Here is a 16,503-nt window from a genome sequence, read left to right as displayed (position 1 = left end):
TGCTCCGCAGGCAGTGCCGCAGACAGGCCTGCGTAGCCGCCGCTGGCGACAGGTCGCCGGGCGGGTCCCCGGCGCCCCGGTCAGATGAAACGGCGTCAGATACAGCGTCAGATACAGCGGCCGCCGGCTTCCGCCTTGGACTTCAGGCCGACAAGACTGTCGCGCGGGTTGTATTGCGGCTGGGTGAGAGTAAAGACCTGCTCCAGCGCAGTGCCGGCATTGTTGATCACCGCGACGTCCTGCACCACCAGCGTGTCGCAGTCCGTGCCCTGGAAGCGCACGCGGATGCGGAACCTGCGCGGGCCGTTGTCCGACGGGCCGAATTCGCTGTCGAGCGCCGGATTCGGCTCCGTCACCGTACGCTCCAGCACCACCATGTTGGGCTGGTTCTGGGCGATCGGCGTGCCGCGCTCCGTCGCATTGGCGACGATGGTCTGGCGGATCGTCTCCGGATTGGCCCGGACGCTGATCGACTGGGCCCCCGCCGGCACCGTCAGCACCGCCTGTTGCGGCTCCACCGGGGTCACCGGGACACGGCGCTGGCTCTGGCAGGAGGCAAGGGCCGTGGCGGCAAGAAGGACAAGGGTCAGGCGGAACAGCATTACGGCATTCCCCAAGCAGGCTGGAACGGCCCGCCCCCAGACAGGCTGGACGGCGGGCGGGACATCCGGGCGGCCCCGGGAGGGGGACCGGCGGAACTTTCGCGCAAGCGCAAGCTTGCGCCAGCAAGGTTAACAAAGACTGCGGGGGCCGGCACCCCGGCGAATGGGCCTGACCGCAACTGCGGCGCCGATGCAGGCAAAAATGCAACTTCCGGCTCCGGCCCCAGGTCGCAGGCTACAAGTGTGCCGGAAACGGCGTCTCGTCAGACAACAATCCGCCGGGAGGAGCGCGACGACCGGGACAGGCGCCCGTCAGGTCCGGCGAACCTTCCGCCAGTCAGAACGTGTCGCCAGTCAGAACGTGTCGCCGGTCAGAACGTGTCTCCGGTCTTGAAGCCACCGCCGCCGAAAGAGCCGCCGCTGCCGAAGCCGCCGCCACCGAAGCCCCCGCTTGAGCCGCCTCCCGATTTCCCTCCCGAGCCGCCCATGGAGCCCGGCAGGCCGATGCCGCCGGGAAAGCCGACGCCGCCGCCATGGCGCTTGCGCCGCTTGCGCGACTTCTCGGCCCGCGCCCAGTAATCCGCCCCCGACAGCGCGCCCTTGGCCAGTTCGCCGAGCAGCACGCCGGTCAGGCTGTCGTCGTCGAAGGTGGAATCCCAAGTGTCGTAGCGCTTCTGGCGGAACTGCCGCGTCACCTTGGCGAGTTCGTCGCGCCGGCGGCCGAGATCGCGCAGGTTGCGCTGGTCGTCCTCCGTCGTGCTGTTGAGCAGGGCGATGCGGGCATCGAGATCCTGCAGGCGGCGGACGATCCGCTCGTCCTCGGGCGAGGGCGTGGCCAGCGCCTCCTGCCACAGGGTCGACAGTTCCTCGGACCGAAGCGAGCGCAGCAAGGCCTCCTCGGCGGTGCGGAATTCGGAATCCTCGCCGGAAAGATAGGGCTGCTCGCGCTTTGCCAGCTCTTCCAGCTCCGCTTCCAGCTTCTCCAGCGCCGCGGTGGTGTCCTCGATCTCGGCCTCCGCCCGCTCGATGGTGGCGGCCAGATCCTCGCCGGCGACCTCGGCCGCCGCCCGGCGCGACAGGCTGCCGAGCTTCGCCTGCTCCGCCTGCGCCTCCGCCTCGCGGTCGCTCGCATAGGCGGCGAGCCGCTCGGGGATCTCCACCAGCATGGCGTAGTTGGGACGCGCGTCGTCGTAGCGGATCAGCCGTGCCACCCAGCGGTCGAGCATGCGGATGATGCCGCCCGAACGGTAGGACGAGGTGCCGAACCCGCGCTTCCACAGATAGAGGAACAACGCGTCGGCCTCATAGGCCTTGCTCTTTGTGGCGCGGTCCTCCTGCGCCTGGCGCGCCTTGGCCCGCGCCGCCTCGGCGGTGCGGGTGGCAGCCTCCGCCGCGGCGCGCTGCGCGGTGTAGTCCGGATCGGCGGCGAGTTTCTCGTCCACCGCGGCAAGGATGCCGTCGAGCCGGTCGCTTGCCGCATCGCGCTCACGCGTCAGGCGGCGGCGCTGCTCGGTGAGGGCGGCAATGTCGCGGACCAGCGTGTCGTGCTGGGCACGCAGCGCCGACAAGGCCAATTCGCGCTGCTCCAACTGCCGCCGGGCTTCCGCCTCGTCCTTGTCGATGCGCAGGCCGAACGCCTTGTCGCCGCCTTCGCGCAGGCGGAAGCGGGCAAGTTCGCGGAAGGCCTCCAACTCGACCGTGCGCAGATCGTTGATCTCGCGCATGGCGTCGTCGATGCGCCGCCGCAGAAGGTCCTCCTCCTGCCGGACTTCGCCGAGCGCCCGCTCGATGGAGCCGAGGGTCTGACGTCCGCTCACCATGAAAACCTGTCCCCTGCCGTATCCCGCATGCCGGCCGGTGTCCCGCCGGCCGTCGCCTCGGCACCCTCAGCCTCGGCTACCATTGCGTGATCGCTCCCGTCTCGACCTGCGCCCGCCACTCCGGCTGCAGGCGGCCGCGCGCCTTGACGCCAAGCACCGGGTTGCTGACGATCCCGTCCTCCTCCTTGTCGCGGCGCACCGCGTCGAAGGTGGATTGCGGCACCCGCTGGCCCCAGATGGTGACGGTCTTGCGAGCCCCGTCCTCCTCCGAGGTGACGTTCTGCGGCAGCACGGTGCCGTCCGGAGCCACCGCCTCGACAACAAGGTAGTAGTTGCGCGCCGAGGTGTTGGCCTCGGGGATGCGGGTGACGCCGGTCGGCGTGCCCGGACGCGACACGATGCGGATGTCGTAGACCTGCAACAGGCGCGCCTCCAGCGCGGCAAGGTCTGCGAGCGCCTTGCGCGCCGCGCCCGCGTCGTTGGCCGCAAGCGCCGCCTGGCCGGCGGTGGCAAGCGTCGCCGCCTGCTCGCGCGCGGCCGTTTCCTCGGCGACCTCGCCGATGCGGCGCACCGTCTCGGCGATCCGCGTCGGCAGGGTCTGCGTCAGTTCGATGCGCAGCGCCTCGGCAGCCTGTTCGCGCGGGGCGACGACGAGGAAGCGCCAGGCAAGAACCGCCGCTACCGCCAGCAGCAGCAGGATCAGGATAGCCTTGGCCCAGCGCAGCCGCGTCACATAGACCAGCGCCAGCAACCGCTGGAAGCCGACGGCCGGCGGGCTGTAGACGAAGCGGTTCTGCTTGAGGTTCTCGACCCCCTCCCGCAGGATCCGGTCGGAGACCTCGATGCCCTGGCTCGTATAGATCTCCCGCAGCCGCTGGATCATCGCGGCATCGCGTTCGTCCGAGCCCAGTTCCTTCAGCGCGATGCGTTCGTCGTGGCGCAGCGTGTCGACCACGTCCATCGCCATCATCAACTCGTCGAGCGGCGCCCTGGTCGAGGCGGTGTCGGAGGCCATGCACGCGTTCCCCTGCGGCCCGTTGCGGCGGGACCGGCCCCGGAAGCCCGCGACCGGTCGTGATCATACCGTACCCTTGCGGGTGGCTCAGGCGCCGAGCATGTTGCCCTGCGCGGCGAGCTTTGCAAGCCGGCGCTTGCCGTCCTCCACCGCGTCGCGGATCTCTTCGGAGTTCTTCGTCGACATGACGCGCATCTCGTTGATGATCTCGCGCGAATGGACCTGGAAGTTGATGACCGAGTCGACCAGCTTCTTGACGGCAGCGGCCTGCACGGTGGGGCCGTAGCCGGCCTTGAGCGCCGCCTCCTGCACCGCGTCGCCGATTTCCGCCAGGGTTTCCAGCGACTTCGACACGCCTTCCTTCATGGCGTTGAGCGCCTCGGTCGATTCGTGCAGGCCGTGCAGGCCGGTGAAGGAGGCATTGAGCGCGGTGAGCACGGAATCGTTGGTCGAGAAGAAGCTGATCGCCTGCGAATAGACCCGCTCCTTGGCATTGGTCGTCTGCATCAGCCGCGCCATGATCACTTCCGACGTGTTGTAGCCGATGGTCAGGTTGTCGGAGAGATCCTTGGCGATCTGGTAGCGCTTCTCTTCGTCCTGCATCGCCCGCATCTTCTCGTCGCGGGCGAACTCCAGCCGCGCCTTGGCCGCGGCGTCGGCGCCGTCATGCGCCTCGACCTCGCGGTTGGCGGCCTCCAGCGCCGCCTTGGTGTCCTCGAGCCGGGCGGTGGCGGTGTTCAGGACTTCGAGCGCCAGGATCTCGGCCTGCTTCAGCGCGCCGCGGAAGTCGCGATAGGCCTCCAGAATGCGCCGCTCGCGCTCGATCTGATCCTTGGTGTCGCGGGCGACGTCGAGATAGGTCTGGCGGATCTTGCCGAAACGGTCGGAAATCGTGCCGCGGGTCATGTCGCGCCACTTGTTGGACAGGTTCTCCATGAAGGAGATCTTGCCGTCGGCAAGCTGGTCGACCATGCTCTTGGCGTCGTCGCGGATCGAGTTGAAGGCCTCGGTGATCGCCTCGTAGCGCTCGCCGATCGACATCGCCTGGATCTCGTTGCGCACCACCTCGTTGAAGGTCTGCGCCTGGCCGAGCGTGCGGGTGATCACCGCGATCCTGTCCGGCGACAGGTCCGAGATCTTTTCCAGCAGCGCGTTGATCGGCGCCTCGACGGTGCCGTCGGGCATCAGGCCCATGTCGCGCAGGGCCGCCACGGCCTTGTCGAGATACTGCATCGGGGAAAGTCCGGTCTGAGCTGTTTCCGCCATCTTGGCCTCTGTCTTCCTGTCTTGCCCCCGTCGCCGCCCGCCGGGCGATGAGGCAGCCTCGCGTTGGACTGCGGCGATCGGCGGCGGATGGGTCGTTCGGCGCCCCCCGTCTGCCGGTCGCAGCGAGTTAAGCACATAAAATGCGGCAGTTACACGTCAGAGGCGAGACGCCCGGTGCGGCTTGCTTGCTCCCGCGCGGCGAGCGCAACGGCGATCCGCGCCGCGAGCCTTGCATTGTTGCGGACCAGCGCGATGTTGGTGACGAGGCTGCGGCCCCTGGTCAGCTCATAGATCATCGCCAGCACGAAGGGCGTCACCGCCTTGCCGCCGACCCCGCGTGCGGTGGCCTCGGCCACCGCCTGGTCGATCACGGATGCGATCTCGGCCGGCGGGATCTCGTCGGCCTCCGGCACCGGATTGGCGACCAGCACGCCGCCATGGCCCGCCATGCGGGCACGCAGCGCCAGCAGATCCGCGATCTCCTCCGCCGTATCCATGCGGTAGGGCGCGGCAAGGCCGCTGTCGCGCGACCAGAAGGCCGGGAAGGCGTCCTGCCCATGGGCGATCACCGGCACACCGCGCGTTTCCAGCACTTCCAGCGTCTTGGGCAGATCGAGCAGCGCCTTGGCGCCGGCCGCCACCACGCAGACCGGGGTGCGGGCGAGTTCGTCGAGATCGGCGGAGATGTCGAAGCTGGTCTCGGCGCCGCGATGCACGCCGCCGATGCCGCCGGTGGCGAAGACCGCGATGCCGGCCGCATGGGCCGCCATCATTGTCGCCGCGACCGTGGCCGAGCCGGGCCGGCCGGTGACAAGCGCGATGGCAAGGTCGGCGCGCGAGCACTTCATCACGCCCTCGGCCCTGGCCAGCCGCTCCAGCGCCCCGTCGGACAGGCCGATATGCAGCACGCCGTCGAGAGCGGCGATCGTCGCCGGCACAGCGCCGCCGGCGCGGATATCGGCCTCGACCTGGCGGGCGGTCTCGACATTCCTCGGCCACGGCATGCCATGGGTGATGATGGTCGATTCCAGCGCCACCACCGCCCGCCCCTCGGCGAGCGCGTCGGCGACCTCCTCCTCCAACCGCAGAACCGGGCCCAGCCCGTTGATGTCCTTGCCCAGCATGTCGACGTCACTCCGTTCTGCCGCGTCCAGCCGGATGCGGACCGTCTTATAGGACCGGCGCGGCGGCGCTGTCGAGGCGTCGGCCCCTCGCCCCATGCATGACAGGGTGGCGCATGACAGGGTGGCGCCCGCCGCCGGCCGCCTAGCCGTTCGGCGCGATGGCCGGCCAGTTCAGCGTCCCGGCCACCGCGCCGGGACTTTCCAGTGTCAGGGCAGCGGCCCGCATGCCGGCCGCGACCGCGTCTGCGAGCGCGAGGCCATGTTCGAGACCGGCCAAAGTGCCGGCGATCAGCGCATCGCCCGCGCCGGTCACGTCGACGATCCTCGGCGCCGGGGCGGCTGCGCCCTCGCGGGTCGTCAGCGAGATCTCGTCGATGCCGCCGCGCGTTGCCAGCAGCACGGGCGCGGCGCCCCGGGTCATCACCACGGCGCCTGCGCCGGCCGTAACCAGCGCGGTTGCCACCTCCGCCCCGCTATCGCCCGGCTCCTGCTGCCCCTCGTCGTGTTCGCTGTCGCGCCCGAGCAGGGCCGCGGCCTCCGCCCGGTTGCAGAACAGCAGATCGACCCGCGGCAGGATCGGGGCAAGCCGCGCGGCCTTGGCCCGCGACACCGCGTCGGCCGCCAGCCTCCGCCCTGCCGCCGCCTCGGCCAGCTCCACCAGCAGCGGCTGCGGCAGGTTGGCGTCGAGAAACCAGCAGCCGGCCACCTCCTGCGCCTTGGTCGGCGGCAGCAATGCGCCGGGCTCCAGCGTCTCGGTGATGCGGGCATCGACGACCGCCGCCGCCAGCGTGCCGTCGGGATCGTGCAGGGCGAGATAGCGCCCGCTCGGCAGGTCGGCGCGGCGGATGGCGCCGGTGTCCACGCCTTCCCCCGCCAGGTGCGCCAGCAGCCCGTCGGCCTCCGCCTCGCGCCCCAGCCGGCCGGCCAGCGACACGCGGCAGCCGAGCCGAGCCAGCGCGCGCGCCACATTGGTGGCGACGCCGCCGGGCCGTATGGCAAGTGCTGCCGGCGTGGAGGTTTCGCGCAGGATCCGGCGGTCCGCATGGGCGATCGTATCGAGATGGATGGCGCCAAAGGCGGCAATCGGCATGCGGGCGGGTCTCCGACCTGGATCCTTGCAGCCGCTTATACCGGCTCGCGAAAGCCGAGGGGAGTGGCTTCGCCGGTTATCCCGTTGCGCGACGGGAGAAAAAGCGCTTGTCTCACGTTCAGGCTGAACCGAACTCTGATCCTCAGCGCAAGCGGCGAGACCATGGCCACCGTCTATGACCTGAAGTCCCGATTCCAGGACCTGTTGCGGCCGCTCGTGCACCGGCTGGCGAGCGCCGGCATCACCGCCAACCAGGTGACGCTGGCGGCGCTTGCCCTGTCGGCGATCGCCGGCCTCGCCATCGCGCTATGGCCCGCGGCCGGACTGCCGCTGGCGCTGTTGCCGCTGGTGCTGTTCGTCCGCATGGCGCTGAACGCCATGGACGGCATGCTGGCCCGCGAGCATCACCAGCAATCGGCGCTCGGCGCCGTGCTCAACGAGCTCGGCGATGTCGCCTCCGACCTGGCGCTCTACCTGCCCTTCGCGCTGGTGCCCGGCGTCTCGCCGGTGGCGGTGGTCGGCCTGTGCCTGCTGGCCGTGATCAGCGAGATGATGGGCGTCGTCGGCGTGCAGATCGGCGCCTCGCGGCGCTATGACGGGCCGCTCGGCAAGAGCGACCGGGCGGTGCTGTTCGGGACGCTCGGCCTGTTGCTGGGCCTTGGCATCGTCGGCCCGGCCTTTGCCACCTGGGTGCTGGCGATCGCGCTGCTGCCGGCCGCCCTCACCATCTTCAACCGCGCCCGCAAGGCGCTTGCCGAGGTCCGGGAGGGCCGCCCGTGACCCAGCTTTCCGGCTTGACGCCGCTGCAGCTTGCCATCGCCGGCATCTGGGGCATCCTGATCGTGGCCAGCATCCTCGTCTTCGCGTTGAAGCGCCTGCAGCCGGAGCGCGACCATTCCGAGCTGGTCAGCCGCACGGCGAGCTGGTGGGGCATGATCGCCCTGTTCACCGCCGCCTTCCTGCTGAGCCACACGCTCTCCATCGTGCTGTTCGCGCTGGTCAGCTTCCTCGCCTTCAAGGAATACCTGTCGATGATCCCGACGCGCCGGGCCGACAGGCGGGTGCTGTTCTGGGCCTATCTGTCGATCCCCGTCCAGTATTACTGGGTGGCGGACGGCTGGTACGGCATGTTCGCCGTCTTCATCCCGGTCTACATGTTCCTGTTCCTGCCCTTCGCCATGCTGCTGTCGCAACAGACGGAGGGCTTCCTGAAGGCGGTCGGCACGCTCAATTGGGGCCTGATGCTCTGCGTCTTCTCGCTGAGCCATGCCGCCTTCCTGCTGGTGCTGCCGGTGACCGGCAACACCGACCCGCAGGCCGGCGCCGGCCTGCTGCTCTATCTGGTGTTCCTGACCCAGTTCAACGACGTCGCCCAATACACCTGGGGCCGGCTGTTCGGCCGCCGCCCCATCGTGCCCGTGGTCAGCCCCAAGAAGACCTGGGAAGGCTTCCTCGGCGGGCTGCTGACGACGACGGTGGTTGCGGTGCTGGTCGCGCCGCTGGTGACGCCCTTCGGCTGGCAGCAGGCCGCAGCCGCGGGACTGATGATCGCCGCCGCCGGCTTCATCGGCGACATCACCGTCTCGGCGGTGAAGCGCGACCTTGGCGTCAAGGACACCGGCTCGCTGATTCCCGGCCATGGCGGCATCATGGACCGGATCGACAGCCTGACCTTCACCGCGCCGCTGTTCTTCCACTTCGTGCGCTACTTCCACACGTGAGGGCACAATGACGCGCGTGCTGCAGACCCTGTTCTTCCTGGCCGTGCGCACCGTCGTGCTGTTCGTGCTGGGGCTGAACGTGCGGCGCCGCGAGTGGCTGCCGGAGCGCGGGCCTGCAGTGATCGTCGCCAATCACAACAGCCATCTCGATACGCTGGTGCTGATGTGCCTGATGCCGCTGTCGAAGCTGCATCTGCTGCGCCCGGTCGCCGCCGCCGACTACTTCCTCGCCAACAGGGCGATGGCGTGGTTCTCGCTCAACATCCTGCGCATCATCCCGATCGTCCGCAAACCCGGCGAGCGGAAGGACGGGGCGCCGGGCGCCGACCCGCTGGCCGAATGCCACGCCGCACTGGCCAAGGGCGAGATCCTGATCCTGTTTCCCGAGGGCAGCCGCGGCGAACCGGAAAAAATGACCGCGCTGAAGAAGGGCATCGCCCATCTCGCCGAAAAGAACCCGGACGCCCCCGTCGTGCCGGTCTTCACCCACGGGCTCGGCAAGGCGCTGCCGAAGGGATCGTTCCTGCTGGTGCCGTTCTTCTGCGACATTTTCGTCGGCGAGCCGATCCGCTGGCCGGGCGAGCGCGCCGCCTTCATGGAGATGCTCGCCAACCGCTTCGCCGCCCTTGCGGCGGAGAAGGCCTTCGCCCCCTGGGAATAGGCGCGCCCGACTGGGGCGCGCCCGGCTGGCGTGCGCCCGGCGAGCGCCCTCAGCTCGCCAGCACGTCCTTCACCACCGTTGCCAGTTGCTTCAGCGTGAAGGGCTTGGGCAGGAACGAGAACTTCTCGTTCTCCGGCAGGTTCTTCTCGAAGGCGTCTTCCGCATAGCCGGAGACGAAGATGATCTTGAGGTCCGGCCGCGTCTTGCGCAGCTCGCGCAGCAGCGTCGGCCCGTCCATCTCCGGCATGACCACGTCCGAGACGACGAGATCCACCTCGCCGTCGGTCTCTTCCATGATCTCCAGCGCCTCGGCGCCGCTCGAGGCCTCGTGCACCGTATAGCCGCGCGAGGTCAACGCCCGGGCGGCGAAGGCGCGCACCGCCTCCTCGTCCTCGACCAGCAGGATGGTGGCCGAGCCGGTCAGGTCGGTGAGCTGCGGCGCCTCGACCGGCTTCACCTCCACCTGCTCGGCCTCGTTGCGCACATGGCGCGGCAGGAAGATGCGGAACGTCGTGCCGCTGCCGATCTCGCTGGTGCAGAAGATGAAACCGCCGGTCTGCTTGACGATGCCGTAGACGGTGGAGAGGCCGAGACCGGTGCCCTTGCCCACCTCCTTGGTGGAGAAGAACGGCTCGAAGATCTTCTCCATCACCTCGGGCGTCATGCCGGTGCCCGTGTCGGTGACCTCGATCAGCACATATTCGGCGACCGGCATGCCGCGCGTGCCATCATAGGACCGCGACTGGTCCTCCGGCACGTTGAGCGTGCGGATGGTCAGGCGGCCGCCCTCCGGCATGGCGTCGCGGGCATTGACCGCCAGGTTGACGATCACCTGCTCCAACTGGTTGAGATCGGCCATCACCGGCCACAGGTCGCGCCCATGCACGACGCTGAGCTCCACCTTCTCGCCAAGCAGGCGGTCGAGCAGGATCGACAGGTCCGCCAAGACGTCGTTGAGCGCCAACTCCTTCGGCCGCAGCGTCTGGCGCCGCGAGAAGGCAAGCAACTGCCGCACCAGGCCTGCCGCCCGGTTGGCGTTCTGCTTGATGTTCATGATGTCCTGGAAGGACGGATCGCTCGGCCGGTGGCTGGCCAGCAGCAGGTCGGAAAAGCCGATGATCGCGGTCAGCACATTGTTGAAGTCATGCGCCACGCCGCCGGCCAACTGGCCGATCGCCTGCATCTTCTGGCCTTGCGCGAATTGCGCCTCCAGCACGCGCTGCGCGGTCGTCTCCAGCACATAGACGATGGCGGCATCCGCATCGCCCTCGCCGTCGCGCACCGCCGAGACATAGACGGTGGCGGAGCGGCCGTCCTCGCGCTCGTCGAGACGCACATCGACCGGCGGGATCTCGCTGCGCCCTTCCGCGGCAGCGGCCAGCGCCTCCATCAGCGCCGGACGCGAGGGCGCGGTGACATGGTCGACGAGCTTCGGCGCGCCCTGGCTGCTGTCCGGCGTGCCGAACAGCCGCACGAAAGGCGCGTTGGTCTTGCTGATGCCGCCGTCGTGATCGATCGAGGCAATGGCGATCGGCGTGTTGTTGAAGAAGCGGGCGAAGCGCACCTCGGAGGAGCGCAGCGCCTCGGCCGCATCCTCGCCGCGCGAGCGGTTGAGCACCAGCGACCGGCTCTCGCCGGGCAACCCGCCGGCGCCGAACGGCACCCGGTGCAGGATGCGCACCGGCACCGAACGGCCGCCGCGCGTGGTCAGGTCGAGATCGAAGGTCTCGGTCTTGACCTCGCCCGCCCTGCCCTGGACGGAGAGCAGCAGTTCCGCGCCATCGCCGCGCATGAACTCGCTGACCCCGAGCGAGCCGGCCTCGAAGCTGACGAGATCGTAGCCGAGCCAGTCGGCCAGCGTCGCGTTGAGATAGACCACCCGGCCGGCGGCATCGCACGAGAAGAAGCCGGCCGGCGCATGGTCGAGAAAGTTGATCGCCCGCTGCAATTCCTGAAACGAGGTTTCCTGCTCGGTGCGGTCGCCGCTGATGTCGGAGAGCTGCCACACCGTGCAGGCCCGCGCCGCGCCGCGCCCGGAAGCGAGCGACAGCGGCCGCACGCGCACGCGGTACCAGCAGGGCTCGCCGTCGTTCGACCCGAGCGGATGCGGCAGGCGGATCTCCTCCTCGGCCGCGCGTTCGGCCTCCGCGGCCCGCGTCAGGTGGAAGATCGCGTCGGTGGCGGCCGGGTCGCTGGAAAACACCCGCTCGACGCCGCGCATCTCGGCAAGACCCTGCGCACCGATCAGCCGGGCATAGGCGTCGTTGGCATAGACGATGCGGCCGTCGCGCTCGGTCACGAGCACGCCGTCCTCCATCGTGTCGAGAAAGGCGGCCGGGACCGGGCTTGCCGGCGCGCGCGAGGAGAAGCTCAGCAGGCCGATGGCGCCGGCAAAGAGCGAGAAGACGCCGACGACGGCGAGCATGCCGAGAAGGCCGAGGACCCAGGGCTCGGCCTCCTGGCGATCCATCAGCGACAGGCCGGTCGCGGCGCCGACAAGGCCGACGGCAAACAGGATCAGCAGCAGGACGCTGCCTGACCGCTCCTGCCGCTCGAACGCGGGAGACGTCGGACCCCTCTCACTTCTGCTCATTCACATACCCCGTGGCGACAGCGCGCCAGCCTCTCGTCGGCATCCGCCGGTCGCGGTCCGGAATCAGTCCCTAGCTGCGCCAGGCGCGGCGTTCCCGCATTCGATAAACGAAACCGATCACTTCTGCCACCGCGCGATACTGCTCTTCCGGCACTTCCTGATCGATCTCGATCAGCGCGTAGAGCGCGCGGGCGAGCGGCGGGTTCTCCACCACCGGCACCTCGTTGTCGCGGGCAACCTCACGGATCCGCAGCGCCACCGCGTCGATGCCCTTGGCAACGCAGATCGGCGCTTGCATGCCCTGCTCGTATTTCAGCGCCACCGCGTAGTGGGTCGGGTTGGTGACCACCACCGTCGCTTCCGGCACCGCCGCCATCATGCGCCGGCGCGAGCGCTCCATGCGCAACTGGCGGATCTTGCCCTTGACCAGCGGATCGCCCTCGGTCTGCTTGTATTCCTCCTTGACCTCGCGCTGGGTCATCTTCTGCTTGTCGAACCACTTCTTGCGCTGCCAGAGGTAGTCGAGGCCGGCGACCACGGTCATCACTGCCAGGATCGCCGCGATGAGCTGCAAGATGAGGAGATGCACCTCCTCCAGCAGCATCGTCGTCTCGCGAAAGATCAGCGTGTCGATCTTGTTGCGCTGCGGCCAGAGCACGGCGACCATCAGGCCGCTGACCACGACGATCTTCACCAGCCCCTTGGCGAAGTTGACGAGGCTTTCCGAGGAAAACAGCCGCTTGAAGCCGGCTGCCGGCGAGATCTTCGACAGTTTCGGCTTCATCCGCTCCGCCGACCAGACCAACTGGTGCTGGATGACATTGCCGGCCACCGCCAGCGCGAGCAGCAGCAGCAGCGGCAGCGCCAGGATCGCGCCGATCCTCAGGCCGGTGTCGCGCCACAGCAGCGAGAGGCCACCGCCGTCGACCGGGATCTGGTGCGAATGGGCAAGGTAGCCGCGCAGCGCCGCCTGCAGACTGTCGGCCGCCCCCGGCGCCAGCAGCGCCACCACCAGGCCGGTGCCGAGCATGGCGAACCAGGTGGAGACCTCCTGGCTCTTGGCGACGTCGCCCTTCTTGAGCGCGTCCTCCAGCTTCTTTTGCGTGGGGTCTTCTGTTTTCTCGGCGTCGTCGTTCTGTTCGGCCATCGCCCTACCCCGCGATGAACCGGCCGACGGCCGTCTCGAAATGCGACAGATACCACATCATCATCGTCGTCAGCAGGGCGAAGAGCATCAGCCCGCCAATGGTGATGTTGAGCGGCATCGCGATGAAGAAGATCTGCATCTGCGGCATCAGCTTGTTGAGCAGGCCGAGGCCGAAATAGAACACCAGGCCGACCACCATGAACGGCGCGGCAAGGCGCAGCGCGATGGAAAACACCTCCGCCACCAGAACGGTGGCAAGCTCCGCCATGTCGCCGACGGGCATGCCGCTGCCCGGCGGAAACAGCCGGAAACTGTCATGCATGGCAGCGATCACGAGATAATGCAGGTCGAAGGCGAAGATCAGCGTGATCCCGAGCAGGCTGAGGAACGAGCCGATCACCGCCCCCTGCTGGCCGTCCATGGTCGGATCGGTCGCCATGGCGAAGGCGAGGCCCGACTGGTTGGCGATGATCATGCCGGCGATGGACAGCGTATAGGTGATGAACCGCGCCCCGAGGCCGATGAAAAACCCGACGGCGAACTCGGCCGCCAACAGCACCCCAACCCGCCCCAGCGGCGCGGTCACATCGACCGCGTAGAGCGGGGCGGCGATCGGATAGAAGACCAGGGTCAGCAGCAGGGCCACCGCCAGGCGGACATTGGGCGGGATCGATCCCTCCCCCAGCGCCGGCATCAGCATCAGCATGGTGCCGAGCCGGGCGAAGAGCAGCATGAACAGCAAGGCCACCTGGGGAAGCAGCGAGACGTCGACGGTCATGACCGGCTACCCGCTGCCGGAACCGGAGATGATGAGGTCGGCAAGGCGGGCGGTATAGGCCTCCAGCACCTGCCCCATGAAGGGCAGCGCGATCAAAAGGGTCATGAAGATCGCCAGGATCTTCGGCACGAAGACCAGCGTCATTTCCTGGATCTGGGTCAGCGCCTGGAACAGCGCGATGACAACGCCCACCAGCAGGCCGATGACCATCGGCGGCGCGGAGATGAGGATCAAGGTCCAGATGCCCTGGCGGGCGATGTCGAGGACCTCCGGCCCGGTCATGATCGTCCTTCCGCTTCGCCCGCACCCCGCCGGCACCGACCGGCGGAGGGGCTCATGCTCAGATCGGCATGCGCATGATCTCCTGATAGGCGGAGATCACCCGGTCGCGCACCGAAACGAGCGTTTCCAGCGCCACCTCGGTCTCGGCGACCGCGGTGACGACATCGATGACATTCGCCTTGCCCTCGGTCAGCGCCAGTGCCTGCTTGTCCGCCGCGCGGCCCTGATCGACTACCTGCTCCACCGCCGACTTGACCATATTGGCGAAGTCAGGCGTGGGCATAGACGAAGTCTTCAGCTTTGTATCCTGATTCGCTCCAGCGAGCGCGGACGTCATGCGATAGGCGGTTGCGGCGATCGACGGCGTGGACATGGCACTCTTCTCCGAAAAGGGATGCGGGCGCGGCCCGATCAGGCGCGCAGGATCTCGATGGTCTTCTGCAGCATGCGCCGCGTCGCAGTGATCAGGTTGAGGTTGGCCTCGTAGGAGCGCTGCGCCTCGCGCATGTCGACCATCTCGATCAAGGTGTCGACATTGGGCGTGCGCACATATCCGCTCTCGTCGGCCGCAGGATGCCCGGGCTCGTAGCGGGTCTTGAAGTCGGTGTTGTCCAACTCGACCGGCCCAAGCGCCACGACATCGGCCCTGAGCTTGCGGTCGAGTTCCGTGCTGAAGGTCGGAATCTTGCGCCGATAGGGATCCTCCTGCGGCGTGCGGCCGGTCGAATCCGCATTGGCGATATTCTCGGCGATGATCCGCATGCGGCCGTTCTGGGCCTTGAGCCCGGAGGCGGCGATGAAGATCGACTTGACGAAATCCACGGGCAAACTCCCCGGCCCTCAGGGCCTGATCGGTGGGGTTTCAGGGCGCGTCAGCCGCTGCGCGACAGGGCGGTGCGGATGAGGCCGAGCCCCTTCTGGTAGAGCGAGGCAACCGTCTGGTAGTCCATCTGGTTCGCCGTCACCTTCATCATCTGCTCCTCGAGCACCACCGTGTTGCCGTCGGGGGTGATCTCGAAGCCGCTCGGATCGTCCCGCGCGACCCCGCCGCTCTCGCGCATCATCGAGCCGACGATATGAGCGGTGCTGGTGCGCGTCGTCGCCAGGCCGACGGTGCGCGAGGCCAGCACCTTCTCGAAACTGAAGGCTGCAAGATCCTTGCCGCGAAAGCCGGGCGTGTCCGCATTGGCGACGTTTTCCGCCAGCACGCCCTGCCGGCTCTGGTGCCACTGCATCTTCGACTTGAGCGCCTGAAACAGCGGCAGGTCCGAGATCGACATGGGGTGCGCTTCCCGTTGCGACGAAGGTTAACGACTAGGCAGATCCTGCCGGGTGGATGGTTAACGAGGAGTTAACGATTAACGTTTCTGCAAGGTGAACCCGCCGATTTTGCCCAGCCCGCCGCGCAAGGCACGGTCGCGGCTTGCAAATTGGCGGCGGATATCGGCATTTTTTGCCGAGATGCGTTAACCTTGCCTCTTTGAGAGAATCGCGCAAAACGGCTAAACAGGGTGCAGTGAGGCAGGATTCGCGCGCGTTCGTCCGGCATGACCGGTTGCGCGATGCCACGGATCGGGGTTAAGGCGCGGGGATTGCCGTCGCTGGACGGACGGGTAGACCGGGCCGCCAGGCTGTGACACGCATGGCCGGCGGGCGCACCCTCGAACAGGAAGAGGCCGAAGGGCATGACAAGTTGGCTGGTTGACACGTTCCAGATGGAACCGGGCTGGGCCCGCGGCATCGGTTTCTTTCTCGCGGTGGCGATCGTCCTGGCGCTGATATCGGTATTTGTCTGGGTGCTGCGCCGCATCGCCGGCAGCCGCAGCCTCGGCAGCCGCTCGCGCCAGCCGCGCATCGCGGTGATGGACGCCGCGTCGCTCGATGCGCGCCGGCGCCTCGTGCTGATCCGCCGCGACAATGTCGAGCACCTGCTGCTGGTCGGCGGCCCCAGCGACGTGGTCGTCGAGCAGAACATCGTACGCGGCGTGCCGATCTCCCAGGCCTATCCGCGCCAGCCGGCGATGGGCGCCGAGATGCCCGCCCCCTATGTCCCGGCCGAGATCGAGCCGCAGCCGGCCGCACCGGCGCCGCAGCCGGCCGCAACATTTGCCCCGGCCATGCCTGCCCAGACGTCCACGCCCCAAGCGTCCATGCCCCAAACGTCCATGCCCCAGGCGGCCGCGGCTCCCCAGCCCGCGCCCCGTCGCCCGCTGCCACCGGCTGCGCCCGCACCGCGCCGCCCCGCGGAAGGCGGCGACGCCTCGCCGCTGAAACGCGCCGGAGCCTCCGTTGCGGCCGCCGGTGCCGCTGTCGCCGGTCTTGCCCGCTCCGCCACATCCGCGCGCGGCGAGGCGCCCGCCGCCCAAAGCCCGGCTCACCAGCCGCAAGGTCAGGGATCGGGTCA

17 protein-coding genes are annotated in these 16,503 nt (G+C 68.5%); 4 read left to right on the top strand and 13 right to left on the bottom strand.

Features of this window, described 5'->3' with window-relative positions:
* Nucleotides 1-107: 107 nt before the first annotated feature.
* The 6 genes from TSB10P1A_RS02390 to TSB10P1A_RS02365 form a co-directional block, all read right to left on the bottom strand.
* Nucleotides 108-602, bottom strand: a complete 495-nt coding sequence (locus TSB10P1A_RS02390; RefSeq protein WP_208984791.1) for a hypothetical protein — start codon at nucleotides 600-602, stop codon at nucleotides 108-110.
* 371 nt (nucleotides 603-973) lie between these two features.
* Nucleotides 974-2,422, bottom strand: coding sequence for a hypothetical protein (locus tag TSB10P1A_RS02385; RefSeq protein ID WP_186386310.1), 1,449 nt, complete (start codon nucleotides 2,420-2,422; stop codon nucleotides 974-976).
* 76 nt (nucleotides 2,423-2,498) lie between these two features.
* Nucleotides 2,499-3,437, bottom strand: coding sequence for a DUF6384 family protein (locus TSB10P1A_RS02380; protein ID WP_186386309.1), 939 nt, complete (start codon nucleotides 3,435-3,437; stop codon nucleotides 2,499-2,501).
* Between the two features lie 87 nt (nucleotides 3,438-3,524).
* Entirely contained in the window at nucleotides 3,525-4,703 is a 1,179-nt protein-coding gene (locus TSB10P1A_RS02375) for a cell surface protein (RefSeq protein ID WP_186386308.1), read from the bottom strand.
* Nucleotides 4,704-4,852: 149 nt separating this feature from the next.
* The gene (locus TSB10P1A_RS02370; protein ID WP_186386307.1) at nucleotides 4,853-5,827 is read right to left on the bottom strand and encodes a pseudouridine-5'-phosphate glycosidase; all 975 of its coding nucleotides are present in this window, start codon (nucleotides 5,825-5,827) and stop codon (nucleotides 4,853-4,855) included.
* Nucleotides 5,828-5,969: 142 nt separating this feature from the next.
* Nucleotides 5,970-6,917 (bottom strand): PfkB family carbohydrate kinase, encoded by a 948-nt coding sequence (locus TSB10P1A_RS02365; protein ID WP_186386306.1) that lies wholly within the window; start codon nucleotides 6,915-6,917, stop codon nucleotides 5,970-5,972.
* Between the two features lie 162 nt (nucleotides 6,918-7,079).
* Here TSB10P1A_RS02365 and TSB10P1A_RS02360 point away from each other — a divergent pair, with 162 nt between their 5' ends.
* Genes TSB10P1A_RS02360 through TSB10P1A_RS02350 form a run of 3 tightly spaced genes read left to right on the top strand, consistent with a single transcriptional unit; the run spans nucleotide 7,080 to nucleotide 9,299 of the window.
* On the top strand, nucleotides 7,080-7,697 hold the full coding sequence (locus TSB10P1A_RS02360) for a CDP-alcohol phosphatidyltransferase family protein (protein WP_186386305.1): 618 nt from the start codon (nucleotides 7,080-7,082) through the stop codon (nucleotides 7,695-7,697).
* The gene (locus tag TSB10P1A_RS02355) at nucleotides 7,694-8,638 is read left to right on the top strand and encodes a phosphatidate cytidylyltransferase (protein ID WP_208986998.1); all 945 of its coding nucleotides are present in this window, start codon (nucleotides 7,694-7,696) and stop codon (nucleotides 8,636-8,638) included. The genes TSB10P1A_RS02360 and TSB10P1A_RS02355 overlap by 4 nt, the downstream gene beginning before the upstream one ends.
* Before the next feature lie 7 nt (nucleotides 8,639-8,645).
* Nucleotides 8,646-9,299, top strand: a complete 654-nt coding sequence (locus TSB10P1A_RS02350; protein ID WP_186386304.1) for a lysophospholipid acyltransferase family protein — start codon at nucleotides 8,646-8,648, stop codon at nucleotides 9,297-9,299.
* 49 nt (nucleotides 9,300-9,348) lie between these two features.
* On the opposite strand, the gene cckA is transcribed toward TSB10P1A_RS02350, so the two are convergent.
* The 7 genes from cckA to flgB form a co-directional block, all read right to left on the bottom strand.
* Nucleotides 9,349-11,892, bottom strand: a complete 2,544-nt coding sequence (gene cckA / locus TSB10P1A_RS02345) for a cell cycle histidine kinase CckA (protein ID WP_186386303.1) — start codon at nucleotides 11,890-11,892, stop codon at nucleotides 9,349-9,351.
* Between the two features lie 70 nt (nucleotides 11,893-11,962).
* The gene (gene flhB, locus TSB10P1A_RS02340) at nucleotides 11,963-13,039 is read right to left on the bottom strand and encodes a flagellar biosynthesis protein FlhB (protein WP_186386302.1); all 1,077 of its coding nucleotides are present in this window, start codon (nucleotides 13,037-13,039) and stop codon (nucleotides 11,963-11,965) included.
* Between the two features lie 4 nt (nucleotides 13,040-13,043).
* Complete coding sequence (fliR, locus tag TSB10P1A_RS02335; protein WP_186386301.1) at nucleotides 13,044-13,817, bottom strand: flagellar biosynthetic protein FliR; 774 nt, start codon at nucleotides 13,815-13,817, stop codon at nucleotides 13,044-13,046.
* 6 nt (nucleotides 13,818-13,823) lie between these two features.
* Nucleotides 13,824-14,099: a flagellar biosynthesis protein FliQ gene (gene fliQ, locus TSB10P1A_RS02330; RefSeq protein ID WP_186386300.1), complete on the bottom strand. Its 276-nt coding sequence runs from the start codon at nucleotides 14,097-14,099 to the stop codon at nucleotides 13,824-13,826.
* Nucleotides 14,100-14,157: 58 nt separating this feature from the next.
* A complete protein-coding gene (fliE, locus tag TSB10P1A_RS02325) occupies nucleotides 14,158-14,472 on the bottom strand; it encodes a flagellar hook-basal body complex protein FliE (RefSeq protein ID WP_186386299.1) in 315 nt (104 codons plus the stop codon).
* A 38-nt stretch (nucleotides 14,473-14,510) separates the two neighbouring features.
* Nucleotides 14,511-14,921 carry a flagellar basal body rod protein FlgC gene (flgC, locus tag TSB10P1A_RS02320; protein ID WP_186386298.1) on the bottom strand — a complete coding sequence of 137 codons (411 nt, stop codon included), beginning with the start codon at nucleotides 14,919-14,921 and terminating at the stop codon, nucleotides 14,511-14,513.
* Nucleotides 14,922-14,971: 50 nt separating this feature from the next.
* On the bottom strand, nucleotides 14,972-15,379 hold the full coding sequence (flgB, locus tag TSB10P1A_RS02315; protein WP_186386297.1) for a flagellar basal body rod protein FlgB: 408 nt from the start codon (nucleotides 15,377-15,379) through the stop codon (nucleotides 14,972-14,974).
* Between the two features lie 405 nt (nucleotides 15,380-15,784).
* On the opposite strand from flgB, the gene TSB10P1A_RS02310 reads away from it, so the two are divergent.
* Nucleotides 15,785-16,503: flagellar biosynthetic protein FliO (locus tag TSB10P1A_RS02310; protein WP_244292928.1), on the top strand; the 719-nt coding region annotated here is incomplete at its 3' end.

The organism is Stappia sp. TSB10P1A, from assembly GCF_900185725.1.
In the GTDB taxonomy this organism is placed as follows: Bacteria; Pseudomonadota; Alphaproteobacteria; order Rhizobiales; family Stappiaceae; genus Stappia.
This window is presented reverse-complemented; position numbering and strand designations above follow the sequence as displayed.